Annotated in this window: 14 protein-coding genes; 12 read left to right on the top strand and 2 right to left on the bottom strand. The window is 59.0% G+C overall.

Annotated elements, in window-relative coordinates; translation table 11 throughout:
- Nucleotides 1–36: 36 nt before the first annotated feature.
- The gene (locus FrondiHNR_RS00895; RefSeq protein ID WP_279353378.1) at nucleotides 37–171 is read right to left on the bottom strand and encodes a hypothetical protein; all 135 of its coding nucleotides are present in this window, start codon (nucleotides 169–171) and stop codon (nucleotides 37–39) included.
- Nucleotides 172–484: 313 nt separating this feature from the next.
- Between FrondiHNR_RS00895 and FrondiHNR_RS00900 the strand changes: the two genes are divergently transcribed.
- The 11 genes from FrondiHNR_RS00900 (at nucleotide 485) to FrondiHNR_RS00950 (ending at nucleotide 12668) form a co-directional block, all read left to right on the top strand.
- Complete coding sequence (locus FrondiHNR_RS00900) at nucleotides 485–1660, top strand: Gfo/Idh/MocA family oxidoreductase (RefSeq protein WP_279353379.1); 1176 nt, start codon at nucleotides 485–487, stop codon at nucleotides 1658–1660.
- On the top strand, nucleotides 1657–2706 hold the full coding sequence (locus tag FrondiHNR_RS00905; RefSeq protein ID WP_279353380.1) for a sugar phosphate isomerase/epimerase: 1050 nt from the start codon (nucleotides 1657–1659) through the stop codon (nucleotides 2704–2706). The genes FrondiHNR_RS00900 and FrondiHNR_RS00905 overlap by 4 nt, the downstream gene beginning before the upstream one ends.
- 28 nt (nucleotides 2707–2734) lie before the next feature.
- A complete protein-coding gene (locus FrondiHNR_RS00910) occupies nucleotides 2735–4126 on the top strand; it encodes an extracellular solute-binding protein (RefSeq protein WP_279353381.1) in 1392 nt (463 codons plus the stop codon).
- Nucleotides 4127–4138: 12 nt separating this feature from the next.
- Nucleotides 4139–5128 (top strand): sugar ABC transporter permease, encoded by a 990-nt coding sequence (locus FrondiHNR_RS00915; RefSeq protein ID WP_279353382.1) that lies wholly within the window; start codon nucleotides 4139–4141, stop codon nucleotides 5126–5128.
- Entirely contained in the window at nucleotides 5125–5949 is an 825-nt protein-coding gene (locus FrondiHNR_RS00920) for a carbohydrate ABC transporter permease (protein ID WP_279353383.1), read from the top strand. Before FrondiHNR_RS00915 ends, FrondiHNR_RS00920 begins: the two co-directional genes overlap by 4 nt.
- A 6-nt stretch (nucleotides 5950–5955) precedes the next feature.
- Nucleotides 5956–6846, top strand: coding sequence for a 6-phosphogluconolactonase (locus FrondiHNR_RS00925; protein ID WP_279353384.1), 891 nt, complete (start codon nucleotides 5956–5958; stop codon nucleotides 6844–6846).
- A gap of 58 nt (nucleotides 6847–6904) precedes the next feature.
- Entirely contained in the window at nucleotides 6905–7663 is a 759-nt protein-coding gene (locus FrondiHNR_RS00930) for a GntR family transcriptional regulator (RefSeq protein ID WP_279353385.1), read from the top strand.
- Nucleotides 7664–7665: 2 nt separating this feature from the next.
- On the top strand, nucleotides 7666–8631 hold the full coding sequence (locus FrondiHNR_RS00935) for an ROK family protein (RefSeq protein WP_279353386.1): 966 nt from the start codon (nucleotides 7666–7668) through the stop codon (nucleotides 8629–8631).
- A gap of 1024 nt (nucleotides 8632–9655) precedes the next feature.
- Nucleotides 9656–10510 carry a serine protease gene (locus FrondiHNR_RS00940; RefSeq protein ID WP_279353387.1) on the top strand — a complete coding sequence of 285 codons (855 nt, stop codon included), beginning with the start codon at nucleotides 9656–9658 and terminating at the stop codon, nucleotides 10508–10510.
- Between the two features lie 259 nt (nucleotides 10511–10769).
- Complete coding sequence (locus tag FrondiHNR_RS00945; protein ID WP_279353388.1) at nucleotides 10770–11699, top strand: ribokinase; 930 nt, start codon at nucleotides 10770–10772, stop codon at nucleotides 11697–11699.
- 543 nt (nucleotides 11700–12242) lie between these two features.
- The gene (locus FrondiHNR_RS00950; RefSeq protein ID WP_279353389.1) at nucleotides 12243–12668 is read left to right on the top strand and encodes a hypothetical protein; all 426 of its coding nucleotides are present in this window, start codon (nucleotides 12243–12245) and stop codon (nucleotides 12666–12668) included.
- A gap of 39 nt (nucleotides 12669–12707) precedes the next feature.
- Here FrondiHNR_RS00950 and FrondiHNR_RS00955 read toward each other — a convergent pair whose 3' ends face one another.
- A complete protein-coding gene (locus tag FrondiHNR_RS00955) occupies nucleotides 12708–13178 on the bottom strand; it encodes a hypothetical protein (RefSeq protein ID WP_279353390.1) in 471 nt (156 codons plus the stop codon).
- Nucleotides 13179–13582: 404 nt separating this feature from the next.
- Between FrondiHNR_RS00955 and FrondiHNR_RS00960 the strand changes: the two genes are divergently transcribed.
- A complete protein-coding gene (locus FrondiHNR_RS00960) occupies nucleotides 13583–13861 on the top strand; it encodes a hypothetical protein (protein ID WP_279353391.1) in 279 nt (92 codons plus the stop codon).
- The last annotated feature ends 26 nt before the right edge of the window (nucleotides 13862–13887 follow it).

Genomic DNA, 13887 nt, shown 5'->3' on the forward strand with positions numbered 1-13887 from the left:
TACTAGCCGTAGCACACAAAGTGGTGTTGTGGATGCTTAGGAAATAGTTGCCGTTGCCACGCCGATACCGGTTACGCCGATGGTTACAGCGACAAGGGTGGCGGCGGAAACAAGCGCCGGTTTTGCCGTGACCGGTAGGGCGTGCTTGATCTCGAGAGTGTAGTAGCCCATAACTCTCACGTTGCTTTTTGGAGGAGGCCAAAGCTGCGTCTCCTGGCAACCTTGGTGGGTCTCGTGTTGGGGTTGTTGGGTCTGTTGCGGGTTGTGACGATGTCGTAGTGCTTAACAACGGATCCGAGGTGTTTCGTGCGTTGAGATTCGGTGGGATCTGTGTTCGCGAGATGAGCAACAAGACCCTGTAGATCCCCGAAAACCAGGCTCGAACCAATAATAAAATTGGTATCTTAACTGGACTAATTGGTCTTTTCGTGACATTCTGTGAAGAGCCCTGTTGGGGATATCGACTGCGAATCGAGGATGATTGATGAACCCTGTGAAAGCTACTCCCACCGTTCCACAGGAAGGGAGCGTCCGCACGGCCATTATTGGTGCCGGAACCATCTCGCAGTCGGTTCATATTCCGCTGCTCCGCCGAGCGGGTTTCACCCTCACCACGGTGTGTGACCTCTCCCCATCGCGCGTTGCCGAGGTTGCGGCGCTCTTTGGCCTAACGGGCGTCACAGATCCCGACGAGATCTTGAACGACCCAAGCATCGACGCGGTTATCATCGCAACGCCGGGTTCTCACGCCGACCTCACCGCCCGCGCTCTTCGAGCGGGCAAACACGTGCTAGCTGAAAAGCCTCTTGCCCTCACCATTGCAGAGGTCGAAGAATTGGAGCGTATTCACGCGGCAAGCGGTCGGGTCGCGCAGGTGGGCTACATGAAAATGTACGATCCCCTCACGGCGAGAGCGCGCCGCGAGGCCGCGGGCCTCACGGGCAATAAGCTTGTGCGCATCACTGTCGCGCACCCGGATGACAGACCCCAGATCGACCACCTCCGCATGGCCATTCCGCCACGGGATGCCTCCATGGACGTGATCAACGCGGCCAACGCCTACGAAGACGCCCGGGTTGCGGAGGCCCTCGGAGACGCGCCCGCGCCGCTCGCAAACTACTACAAGAACGTGCTGAACGGTTCGGTGGTTCACGAGTTCAGCCTCATCCGCGCCCTCGGCCTGGAACTCCCCACGGAGTGGTCTGCCGAAATCTTCCCCTCCCTCGAGGGTTCGGCACCCGCCTCCCTTCTTGCAACGGCAGCAGCCCGCGACACTCGCTATATCCTGAGCTGGAATTGGGTGCCCGACTACCCGGAGTACGATGAAGAGCTGAGTATCCTCGCGTCGAACGGCCGCCTCTCCTATCGGCTGGCAAAGCCCTACCTGCTCGAGGAGCGCAGCGTGCTTAACGTGCAACTACACGATGGGCTGGAGCGCCGCTCCACCACCTACACCGAGGGTTACGAAACGGGTTTCCTTCGCCAATTGGATGCTTTCAAAAACTCGATCCTCACGGGCGCCCCCGTTGAGGCCGGCTTCGCCGACGTGAAGAAAGATATCGAGTCGCTACAGCGTCTGGCTCAGGCAATCGGTCGGGGCCTGGGTGTTGAGCTGATTACCGAGGCAGATCGGCGGGCAACGGAGGAGGCAGCACGGTGAGCGAAACACACCCCTCCCCACGCAGCGCGGCAGCGTCCGTGCCCGGCACCGCCGCTCCCCGCATCGCAAACGCCCCGGTCTCGTACGGCGTCTTCGGTCACGTTTCCGGTGACGACGCGGGCAGATCACCCGCTGAGGTGCTTCGTACCATGCGCAGTGTCGGCTATGAGGGCAGCGAGCTGGGCCCTCCCGGTTTTTTTGGCTCGCCGGAACAGACCCGTGACCTCTTTGCCGAAACCGGCCTGTCCATCGCCGGCGCCTACGTCCCCCTGCACACGGTGGGACCCGAAGACGTGCTGAACCTCGACCTTAAGCGGATGCGCATCACCCTTGATGAGCTCGTCACCGCCCGCTGCTCCTCGGGACCCGCCATCCTGGCCGACGAGGGCAGTCCTGAACTGCTCAGCAATCCGGTGCACGCCCGGTCGTTGGCGCTCAGCGATGAGCAGTGGCGCACCTCCGCCTGTATTATCCAGGACGCCGCAGATCTGGCCCGCGACCGCGGTCTGGAGGTGTCGTTTCACCCGCACGTCTCAACGTATGTGGAGCAGCCCTGGGAGGTTGAGCGTCTGCTTGAGCTCACCGATGTTCCCCTCACCTTCGACGTGGGGCACGTTGTTTTTGCCGGGGGTGACGCCCTGAAGCACCTCGACGCGTGGTGGGAGCGAATCAACCACATCCATGTCAAAGACGGTGACCTGACCGTGCTGCGGCAGGCACTCGAATCAAAACGAACCGATTTTGACAATTGGTGGGCCAACCTCTGCACCCCGCTGGGTGAAGGCGACCTCGACCTGGAGAATTTCCTCGCGGAGGTGCTGCGGCGTAACTATACCGGCTGGCTTGTGGTGGAGCAGGATCGCGCCCCCGCCCGAAGCGACGAGTTTTCCGGTGTGGCCCGCGACCAGGCCCACAACTTTGACTGGCTCAGCTCCCGCATCCGCGCGTGGGGTACCGGTGCTTCCTCAATCCCCAACGGGGTAGCGCCGGCAACCCCGGTTAGCTCGAATACGGGCAACCCGGTTAGCGCCGAAAAATTCGAGTAACCAATACACAAAACAGATAAGGATCCCCATGAGTTCACACATCAGTGCCGATACGGTTCGGGCTTCATTTGGAATAGGCAAAAAACTAGGAATGGGTGCGCTTGGTCTTGCGCTGGTCACCTCGCTCGCCGCATGTTCGCCTCCCGGCAGATCTGGTGACGCGGCAGGAGGGGTCAGCCACACCACAATCACGGCCCCGGTTACCGCCGAGGAAGTGGCCGAACTCGGCGACATCACCCTCAACGTGTGGGCGGATCAGGGTGAAGAGGACACCCTCACGCTCCTCAAGCCGCTCTACGAGAGCGAGTTCCCCAACGTGGAACTCAAGATTCAGTACAAGAGCTACGAAGACCTTGTGCAAACTGTGGTCAACGCAATGAACAGCGACTCCGCACCCGATGTCACCCAGGGCAATCAGGGGTACTCTACCGACGGAACCCTCGTCAAGGCAGGGCTTATCCGCCCACTCGACGACGTGGCGGAGGTGTACGGTTATGCGGACGCGGTGGGGGACGCTATCTCGCAGCTTCAGTGGTCCGACGACGGCCAGGTGTTTGGCAGCGGCACCACATACGGGATGTCTCCCGATAATCAGATGGTGGGAGTCTTCTACAACAAGACAATCCTCTCAAACCTGGGCATCACCCCTCCGAGCACGCTCAGCGACTTTGAGGCGGCGCTCGCCACGATCAAGGCGTCGGGGGAACAGCCCATCACGTTTGGCAACGCGGATAAGACCACCGCAATGCAGGCTTTCTCAATTGTGCAGGGAGCCCTGACCCCCGCGAGCGACACCGTCGCCTGGATCACGGGACAGGACGGCGCAGACTTTAACGTCAGCACCAATGCCGCCGCACTCGACACCTGGACCACCTGGGTGAACGAGGGGTATCTCAGCCCGGGATACGACGGCACGAGCCCCGACGACGCGGCGGCGGCTTTTGCCGACGGTACGGGAGCGTTCTACATCGGCGGCAACTGGCACGCGGGCACCATCTCGGATAGCGAAGAGTTTGGGTTTATCGCGGCACCCGCCGGAGAGTCGGGAACAACGGCCTCCTCGGCCTCCTTTGGAATGCCCTGGCATATCGGCAGCAAAACCAAGAACGAGCTGGCAGCCATCGCATTTGTGGCGATGATCAACTCCGCCGACTTTGCCCAGAACCTAGCCGATGTAAACCGGGTCCCGGTGCAGACCGAAAATGTCACGGCACCCACCCCCATGTTCAGCGACCTTGTGGCAGCCTCCGACGAGCTGCTGAGCAACAACGGTTCGCTGTACTGGTACGACTGGGCAACCGACACCATGTACGACACGTTCACCTCGGGTCTGCAAGAGGTCATGGCCGGACGCACCACCAGCGCCGATTTCCTCGCAAACGTTCAGGACAACTGGACTACCTTCCAGGACAAGCGCTAGTCACGATCGACCATGAGCGCACTGTCACACGCACCGCGTACGCGGTCCCGCAGGGGCGGCGACGGATCGGTCGGTCCGGTTCGCCGCCGCCCGCGGCGCGATCACGTCGCGTACCTCTACCTGCTCCCGGCATTTGCCTTCTACGGAATCTTTTTGCTGCGACCTCTCGCCGAATCGGTGTGGATCTCGTTCTTCGACTGGGACGGCATCACCGAGGCGGTGTGGGTGGGTGGGGAAAACTACGCGGCGGTCATCAGCGACCCCCTCATCTGGGAAGCGCTGCTGCACTCGTTTGTCTTTATCATCTTCTACGCGCTGCTCCCCAGCGTGCTTGCGCTCAGTTTTGTGGCGATCATCTCGCGCATCCGGGTGTACGGTCTCACGTTCTTTCGAGCGGTGCTTTTTATACCTTATATATTGTCAACCGTGGTGGTGGCGGTTGCGTGGCGCTGGATCTACGACATTAACGGTCCGCTCAACGGCCTCCTTGACGCCATCGGTCTGGGTTTTCTCACCCGCGCGTGGATCGGTGACTTTACCACCGCGCTCCCCTCGGTGGGCCTCATCGGCACCTGGATCATGTTTGGGCTCGGCTTTGTGCTGTTCATGGCGGGCGCGCAAAAAATCCCCTTTGACTTCTACGAAGCCGCCCGACTCGACGGTGCCGGTGCCATTCGCGAGTTCTTTAACGTGACCCTCCCCGGGCTGCGCGGCGAGATCAGCGTCGCCCTTGTTCTCATGATTACCGCGGCGCTTCGCAACTTTGACATCGTGTGGAACACCACCTCGGGTGGACCCGGAACCTCCACCACCGTGCCGTCATATTACGTGTACCAGGGGGCGTTCATGACCCGCGACGTGGGAGGGGCCTCCGCCCTGGCCGTGCTGCTCACCATCATTATCCTCGCGGCCGTAGGACTCACCATGTACCTGCTGCAGGAAAAAGGCCCGCGCCGCCCGCAAGAATCGCGCCGCCGCACACGAAAGGAGGTCTCAGCGTGAAGCAAAAACGTTCCGAACAAATAATCGGCCATGCAGTACTCATAGTGGGCGCTTTCCTCGCCCTGTACCCCTTTGCGTCGATCCTGCTGCTCTCGCTCTCGCCCTCCACCCGAGGCGGAACCTCATCCGCCACGAGCGTGACCTTCGAAAACTACCTCACGGCCTGGACCCGAGGCAGCTTCGACTCGGCCCTCATCTCGTCGGCCATCGTTGCGCTTGCCGTGGTGCTGGGTGCCGGGATATTCTCAACCCTCGGCGGCTACGCGCTTGCCACCATGAAGTTTCGCGGCAAGTGGGCGCTCGCCGCCCTGCTCCTGGTGGGTTTGGTGGTTCCCTACGAGGGTCTCATTATCCCCCTCTACTACCAGCTCGAAGAAATGGGGCTGCTCAACACGTATTGGGCGCTCATCCTTCCCCAGATCGCCACCTCGGTTTCACTCGGGGTGTTTTGGATGCGTACCTTCTTCGTGAGCGTACCCACCTCGCTGCTCGAGGCGGCTCGTGTTGACGGGGCCTCCCGTTTTGGAGCGCTCCTCAAAATCTATCTCCCCATCGCCTGGCCCGCCCTCGGCACGCTCTCGGTGCTCCTCTTTCTCTTTACCTGGAATGAGTTCTTGATGCCTCTTGTGCTCGTATCGCAAAACCCCGACGTGCAAACAGCCCCCCTGTCACTGTCGTTCTTTGCGGGCAGCCAGCGCACAACCGATCCGGCGGTGACGGCCGCCGCCGCCGTGATCGTGGCCCTTCCCATTCTGATTGTTTATGTTTTCCTCCAGCGACGCTTCATCTCGGGCATCGTGTCGGGGGCGGTAAAGGAGTAATAACCAGTGACACAAAATCCGTATATTTTTGCGACAGACGACGATCTGGGCCACCACCTCGCGGGCCAGATCGCCGACCTCATGCACGACGCGGAACGGGAGGGCCGAGGGTTTGTGCTCGGCTGCCCCGGTGGACGCACCCCGCGCAGCACCTACGCTCACCTGGCGGCTGAGGTTCGGGATCGCGGCCTGAGCCTCGACCGGGTGATCATCGCCATGATGGATGACTACGTGATACCCGACGGCGATTCCTGGCAGCACGTCCCCGCCGACGTGCACTACTCGTGCCGCCGATTTGCGCGCGTCGAGATTCAGGAGGTGCTCAACGCGGGGGCGCGGGCCGCCTCTGCCCGCGGTGCGCTGGCTTCTGCGGGTGGTGCGCAGGTTGCCGCGGGTGGGGTTCTGGCCTCTGCGATGAGTGAGGTGCGGGCCTCCGCAATTAGCGATGACCGCGTTTGGTTCCCCAACCCTGCCGCACCCGCCGAATACGACCGGCGGCTCGCGGACGCGGGAGGAATCGACTTTTTTCTGCTCGCGAGCGGGGCCGGAGACGGCCACGTGGCCTTTAATCCCCCGGGATCCGCTCGAGACTCACAGACGCGGGTGGTGGAGCTCGCCGAGCAAACCCGCATCGATAACCTCGCCACCTTCCCCGACTACGGATCGCTCGATGATGTCCCCACACACGGTGTTACGGTGGGTATCGGTACCATTGCGTCGCTCTCCAAGCGCGCGGCGATGATCGCCCAGGGTGAGGGCAAACGGGCGGCTGTCGCTCGGCTCAGCGCGGCCACAGGGTATGACCCCGAGTGGCCCGCTACAGTGTATCGAGAGATAGCACACGCGGGACTGTACGTGGACTCCGCCGCGATCTCCTCCTCGCCCCCACACCCCTAAGCCCCCGCCCCTCAAACGTCCGATACACCCGACACTCCCGACCCGCCCGAGGAACAGTATGCCGACACAGCCTGTGAGTAGAGATGAAGTACCCCGCAGGAGCGCCCCGAGCAAAACGGTTCTTGCCGCTCACAACACGATCTTGGAGTTGATTCAGCGGGGCGTGTTTCCGCCCGGCGCGAAGCTTCCCGGCGAACGTGACCTGGCCGAAACGGTCGGTGTGAGCAGGGGCGTGCTGCGTAAGGCTTTGGCCCTGCTTGAAGAATCGGGATACCTCGACAGTTCCGCCTGGCGCGGCTGGTTTGTGCACACCGATCACGTTTCCGAGCCCAAAGCACTGCGCAGCTTTACCGAGTTGGCGCGGGCAAAGGGTCTCCGGGCAACTGCCCGGGTGGTGGGTCAGGTGCTTCGCCCCAGTACCATGCTGGAGGCCGAGGCGCTGGCGATTTCGCCCGCCGCACCCGTTATCCACCTCACGCGAATCCGCGGCTTTGACTCCACCCCCATCGGTGTTGACGTGTCGATCATCCCCCAATCGAGGGCCCCGGAGCTGGTCGAGGCCAACCTTAACGACACGTCGCTGTATCACACGCTGGAACACCTGAGCCACGTGAGGGTGGTGCGTAGCGACTACGCGGTGCACGCCGAGGCGGTGAGCCCCGAGGTGGCGCAGCAGCTGGACCTGAGGGAGGGTGACCCCGTGCTCGTGGGCGAAGAGACTGCTTTTGACCTCGCCGACCGTCCCATTATCCTCGGACGGGTCACCTACCGGGGCGACGCGTACCGCTTCGAAGCCTCACTGTTTCGAGAGGCCTAAGAATGCACACCGATGCTTCGCGTGCGGTACTCGGTATCGACGTTGGCGGTACAAAAACACTCGTGGGTCTGGTGGACTCACACGGCAAAGTTTTAGTGCAGGAACAGTGGCCCACTCGGAATACTGCGCGGGCCGTGTCCGACGTTGAACACCTCGGCACGCAGGTCGAACGGTTTCTACGGGGTGTGTGTTCCGGGCACTCTCCGCTCGGGCCGGTCTCGATTGCCGCCGTGGGGGCGGGATTTCCCGAGTATGTGGATGCCCGGGGGCGGCTCACAGCCTCCGAGGTGATCTCCTGGCGACAGCAGCCGAGCCGGGTATTGGAAGAGGTCTTGCAGCGTGTGCTGGGGGACTCCGCGGGCTCGGTGCCCGTGCTGGTGGAGTCGGACGTTCGGGCCGGCGCCGTCGGCGAGATGCTGTTTGGCGCGGCGCGTGATCTGTCCTCGTTTGTGTACGTGTCGCTCGGAACGGGGCTCTCCAGCACCATTGGTAGTGAGGGGCGCATCCTGACCGGTTATCGGGGCGAGGCGATCGCTCTGGGGGAGTGGCCCGTGTCTCCGGGGGAGTTTGAACTTTTGGGTGCTCATAACCTGGAGCAGTACGTGTCGGGAGCCGGTCTAAGCAGGAGGTTTGCCCTGCTCACCGGTGAGCACTTGATAACCCGCGAGATTGCCTCCCGTGCTGCGGCAGGGCCGGGAATGGAACGTGACTTTTTGAGTGACGCGGGCCGGGCCCTTGCCGGGGCGCTCGACTCGATCGTGAGCTTTATCGACCCGGAGCGTATTGTGCTGGGTGGGGGTCTTGGTACCGCCCCCGGGGTGCTTGCGGATGCCCTCGATGCGGAGTTTATGCGTTTGATGACCCGTCGGCCGGGTTCTCCGGCACTTGTGCGTGCCCATAACGGGTCACTTTCGGGACTGCTCGGTGCGGCGGCAACGGGTTGGCGTGCTGTTACTTTTAACGTTTAGAAACTTGTTTACCTTCGAATTGGTAAGTATTGAGCGGAATGTTATGAAAGTGTTTTTGGCCTCGGGTTTCCGCGGTTAAATGTGCGTCTTCTGTGCGGATTTTAAGTGTTTAAGTATTGCAAAAAGAGCATATTTCGTCTTCACTTTGCCAGCGGTTGTGAACACTATATTTGAGTCAACTGTTTTTGACCCGCCTTACAAGTGGGCTGAGTTTATGGCAATGAAAGTGTCACGAAGACCGATAAAAGAGAGAGCTTGTCTATTCAAGTATTGCGCTATTTTGGTGTGCTACTTTAGGGGAAATAACGAAGTGAAATTTTGGAAACTTTCTATAGCTACCCGTGCTCGCGCTGTGCAGGTTTCTTTGGGTTAGTGTTGTAGGTGGCGCTGCTTGCACCGTTGCTGGTAATACGAAAAACATTGCTGCTGTTGGGGGGTATCTGGCGTGTTGCGTCATCTTTTCAGAGCCAGGAGTTGTCCCTTCTTCTCCGAGCTGTGAGGGTGATGGTCGGGCTGTGTTTTCTTAAGATAAAGATTGCGCCTGCGCGGTCACTGCGCTACCAATAAGGCCCATGAGGGTAACCCTGGGTGGTGATGGCCGGCGGGACCGCGTACACGCCGTGCTTTATGTCATTCTTCAGATGGATCCCTTGAGATAGTGCCTTCTGGGGGCACGTCACGCTCTACTGAACCGGACTTTGCCGAACCAATAAATCTCCAGAGCGCTCACTGAGCGTTATCAGAACATTATTTTTCTGGGAAAGTTATGTGAGCGGCCCAGGGGATGAGGTGGAGTGACCTACATTTTTAAGATCGCGCTCTCGACCAAAGAGGGTCTCGGGAGAGGGCGGACGCCTGAAAAATCCGCGGCGAGAGCGAGCGGTCTTGACGATGGATGCCGAATTTGGACCAGATTGTTGTTGCGCGGAGATGGCCCCCAGTCTAATTAAATATTATGAACAGTCTTTTTAAGTATGCTAACTTATCTAATACAAAAAGTTAGATTAAGGAAAGGGTGTTGATGATGCGTAAACAACTAGTTGTGGGACTTGCTTCTGTGGCAATTACACTGCTGGCTCTCACTGCCGGCGCTGTAGGCGCTCAGGCACAAGGGATTGAACATGACGGCGGTGACACGGGGGGCAATAGCGACGTGCCCTACGTGATCGGGGGCGGAGATGCCCGCAAGGGTGAGTTTCCGTTTGTTGCCTCGGTGCAGAACAAGGGTAAGCACGAGTGTACAGGCTCGTTGATTAGCTCGGGTTCTGTTCTTACCGCATACCACTGTGTTAGAGAGCCCATGGATGTTGCCAACTTGACAGTGGTTGTTGGCAGGAATGATCTTAACGATAAATCCTCGGGACACGTCCGAAAAGTTGAACTCATTTTTGCTGACGATAAAAATGACACGGCTGTTCTCTATCTTGACAAATCCATTGACGATATTTATCCGGTAAAGTTTCCCACGCCGGGAACTGATGCACTGCTCCGTCCCGGGAGTCTTGCGACGCTAGCGGGATGGGGCAATATAGATCCGCATCTTCCACATGACCCATCAATTCTTCAAAAAGTGCAGGTGCCACTCCTGAGCCAGAATGAATGTGCGGCTGCCTGGGAACATGTGTCCGGTATGTTTACCGATAAGAACATCTGTGCGGGAAGAGCGGGAATTGGTTCGTGTTATGGTGACTCTGGTGGGCCCCTGTTCAAAAAAATAGGTAGCGACTTCTATCAGATTGGGGTTGTTAGCCGAGGTGGAGGAACTTGTGCACAGCCGGGCGAACCAGGTATTTATGCCTCGACCTCAGTGACAAGCTTCCTGGAGGACATGGAACAGGTTTATCCGAAGCCTGAACCGGTAACTGCCGCTGATTCATGATGAGTGCGAGAAGCACGTGTGAATAGGGCAGGTGTTACTCACGGGAAAGCGGCGGTGGATAAATCGCTGCCGCTTTCTTTTCGGGTGAGAGCCCCGCTCCACTCGTTGCCTTTGAGACGCTTTATCCCCTCGGCTGTGAACAAAGATGTGTCGTCACGGATCTCGCCGTGTTTATACGGTGAGGTATGCTCAGACACGTGGAGTTGCAGGTGCGACCGTGCATTCCACCTACCTCACTTATCAACAGAGGAGGCTTCTCGTGCAGAACTCGCGAATTGCCGTCGTCGGCTCCCTCAACGCCGACCTGGTTGTTCACACCGAGCGTTTTCCCCAGCCGGGCGAGACGCTCCAGGGTTCAGAACTCGCGATTGTATCCGGCGGTAAGGGAGCAAATCAGGCGGTTGCGGCGGGCAAGCTCGGCGGCAACGTTACTCTGATCGGGGCGGTGGGCGCCGATGCTCACGGCGACTTCCTGAAGCAAAGCGTTGCGCGCGCCGGGGTAGACCACACTCACGTGAGAACGCTCGACGGGGTGGCAACGGGAACCGCCGTGATCACGGTTGACGGGCGCGGAGAAAACACCATCATCGTATCGCCCGGAGCCAACGGCCAAGTGGGGAGGCAACACCTGGACGAGGCCGAGGCCGCGTTTAACGATACCGCGCTGGTGTGCCTGTGCCTCGAAATCAACACGCGAACAGTTTTGGACGCGGCCAGGCGCGCGCATGCGGTCGGCGCACGGGTGCTGTTTAACCTGTCCCCCTACGCAGAGGTTCCCGGCGAGATGCTGCGGCTCACCGACATCCTTCTGGTGAATGAACACGAGGCGCACAGCCTCACCGGGATATCACCAAGCGACGGGGGGTGGCTTGCGATAGCGGATGCCCTACAGCAACACGGTGTTGCCGCGGCCGTGATCACACTGGGCGCGTCCGGCAGTGTTGTCATCACGGAAAACCGTGAGATTCACGAGATCTCCTCACCTCGGGTAACGGCGGTTGACACCACCGGATGCGGCGATGCGTTCATGGGTGCGCTTGCCCTGCGTCTCGCCGAGGGGGAGTCGCTGGTTGCGGCAGCCCGCTTTGCCTCAACGGTGGCAAGCTATGCGGCCACTGGCCACGGCGCGCAGGCGTCATACCCCACTCGGGAACAGCTCGTGGAGTTCATCCGCGGTCGGCAGGAGTAACCCGGCTTGGCGAGCCGCCGGAGAGACCAGGATAGTCAGAAGCCCCTACCCAATAGGATTTAGTCTGTTTTCCCCGGTGACAAACTGGCTGTCGCAACTGTCTGCAACTGCTTTGTGGTGAGTGGCCACAATAAGCTGATGACCGTGATCCTGTTTGGTTGTAGTGTTTCTGGAAAATAAGTACAGTCTGTGGAGGTTCGGTTCTGGAAGGTCGACTCGGGTCCTCTTGGTTCTCGGAGTTGAGCGGGGATATTTTGTGTGCAGAAAGATTGTTTTTGACACACCATCGGGTCATGTTGCACGCAACGAGCGCTCAGCAACATTCAAACTCTTATATCTCTAAGTGTGGTCAGGAACTCGTCTCTCATTATCTGCAAGACTCGGAACATGCTCTTTGAAGCGTCCTGGGACGGTCCTAATAGAATGTCAAGCCTTTTGTTCTCTACCGGGCTTGAGGCCACCCGGGATAAGCTGGGTATAGTTCTGGTCAGACCTGATAAGCCGCTTTTTTGAGTACGCTATGAGGGTGTGGAAAAGGTTGCTATGAGGCTTTTGCGAAGAAGTATTGTATGTGTTGTATTAGGAGGACTCTTCTTCACCACCGGGTGTACTACATCGCTGGTGGAGGAAAGCTTCCTGGGGACCCCCGAGAACGCTCCTGCTGATCCTTTAAGCCCCAATGGTGCGCCTGATATTCTCGTGCTGTGGCAGGAGGATAAGACAAAGCTTTCTCTGACGGTGTGGGGTTCTTCTAGCTGCGCAAATTTCCCATCGGCAATTGACTGGAATACGGGGTCGTCTAACCGGGTTAATATTACGCTGGAGGCGCCCGCCGACGAGGTGTGTACCGCAGACTTTGCGCCGAAGACATATATTGTTGCGGTTCCGCAGCGGGCTCAAGGAGCGTCTGTAGACGTGACCGTGACCGGTCCCCAAAAGGGCGATCGATTCACAACCGTTCTTTCGTGAGTGTGGGAATCCGTCCACCTCGGCGACTGCCCAGCGCCCCTATACGCCGGAGAAAGTAAAGACTGCGGAAGAGAAACCGGTGGCAATCGTGACCGATACCGTTTCCTTGGTGAGGGTGATAACGGATTTGTCACCGGCTGCAACGTTCATCGACTTTGAATAGCCCGCAACTACGGCTGCATCAGCAAACGCATTGATCTGATCGAGAGTGACGTTGGTGGTTGTGATGTTGGGTGAACCTTTGGTGGTCACGGAGAGCGTGATCTTGCCGGGCGGGGTGGGGAGGTCACTGGGCCAGGCCGCGGGAAGATCAACGCCGTTTCCCGTATCAACCTGTAGCTCGGAGTTCTCGCCCAAAATCCCGGTAACCGCTTCGTCTGCCTTCTGTGACACCTGATCCGCGATAAAATCCACGGGGTTAGTGCAGGCCGTGAGTCCCCACAGGAGCACTCCCGCGGTTGTTGCCGTGGCAATCTTCAGCGATGTTCGTGCGAGAACTGTCGAAGCCATGAGTTATCCCCTCGTGTTGTATTCCGTCGTGCCCGTTGTCTGCTTGGTTAAGCATCCGCTTTTCTCGGTTTTTGCGACCCTACAACTATTTCGTGATTTCCTCCGTTTTGTCTGTGTTTTCTCCTTGGATACAGTTTTCCCAGTTATTTGCTTACGCGGCGGCGTTACCTTATCCGTAACACCTTCCGCTCATGTTGGGTCCATTGCCTTTTTGTATTTGCTTCTCGAGCGATCGATGTGTAAATGCGTTGATTGCCTCATGAGTATACGTCTGAAGAACTAATCATGCTGAAAACGTGCTGATACCGTCTAGTGGTGTAGAAGGCCCGTGCTACTCTTTAGGCGGGGAGAGGGTTCGCCGCTTTGAGGCGGACTCAATTTTTGCAGTCATTTTTTGGGATTAGGTGAATTTGTTTAGTTCTGCACGTCATAAGGGTCGTTTTGTTTCTGCGCTCATAGCAATCGGCGTGTTAGGTGACGGGAGTGCTGCTTGGGCTGCCCCGGATTTTGGTACGGGACCGATTAAGGGGGGTGCTGTGACGGGAGAACCTCTGGGGGTGCCTTTTATAGGGATCAGTGCGGGTACGAACCACACGCTGGCAATTGGTGAGGACGGTAATACGTATGCGTGGGGCAACAACGCTAATGGGCGTTTAGGTAATGGCGGCACCACCGGTCGCTGACCCCTGTGCCGGTGTCGCTTTCTCGC

This window comes from Lysinibacter sp. HNR, assembly GCF_029760935.1.
Taxonomy (GTDB): domain Bacteria; phylum Actinomycetota; class Actinomycetes; order Actinomycetales; family Microbacteriaceae; genus HNR.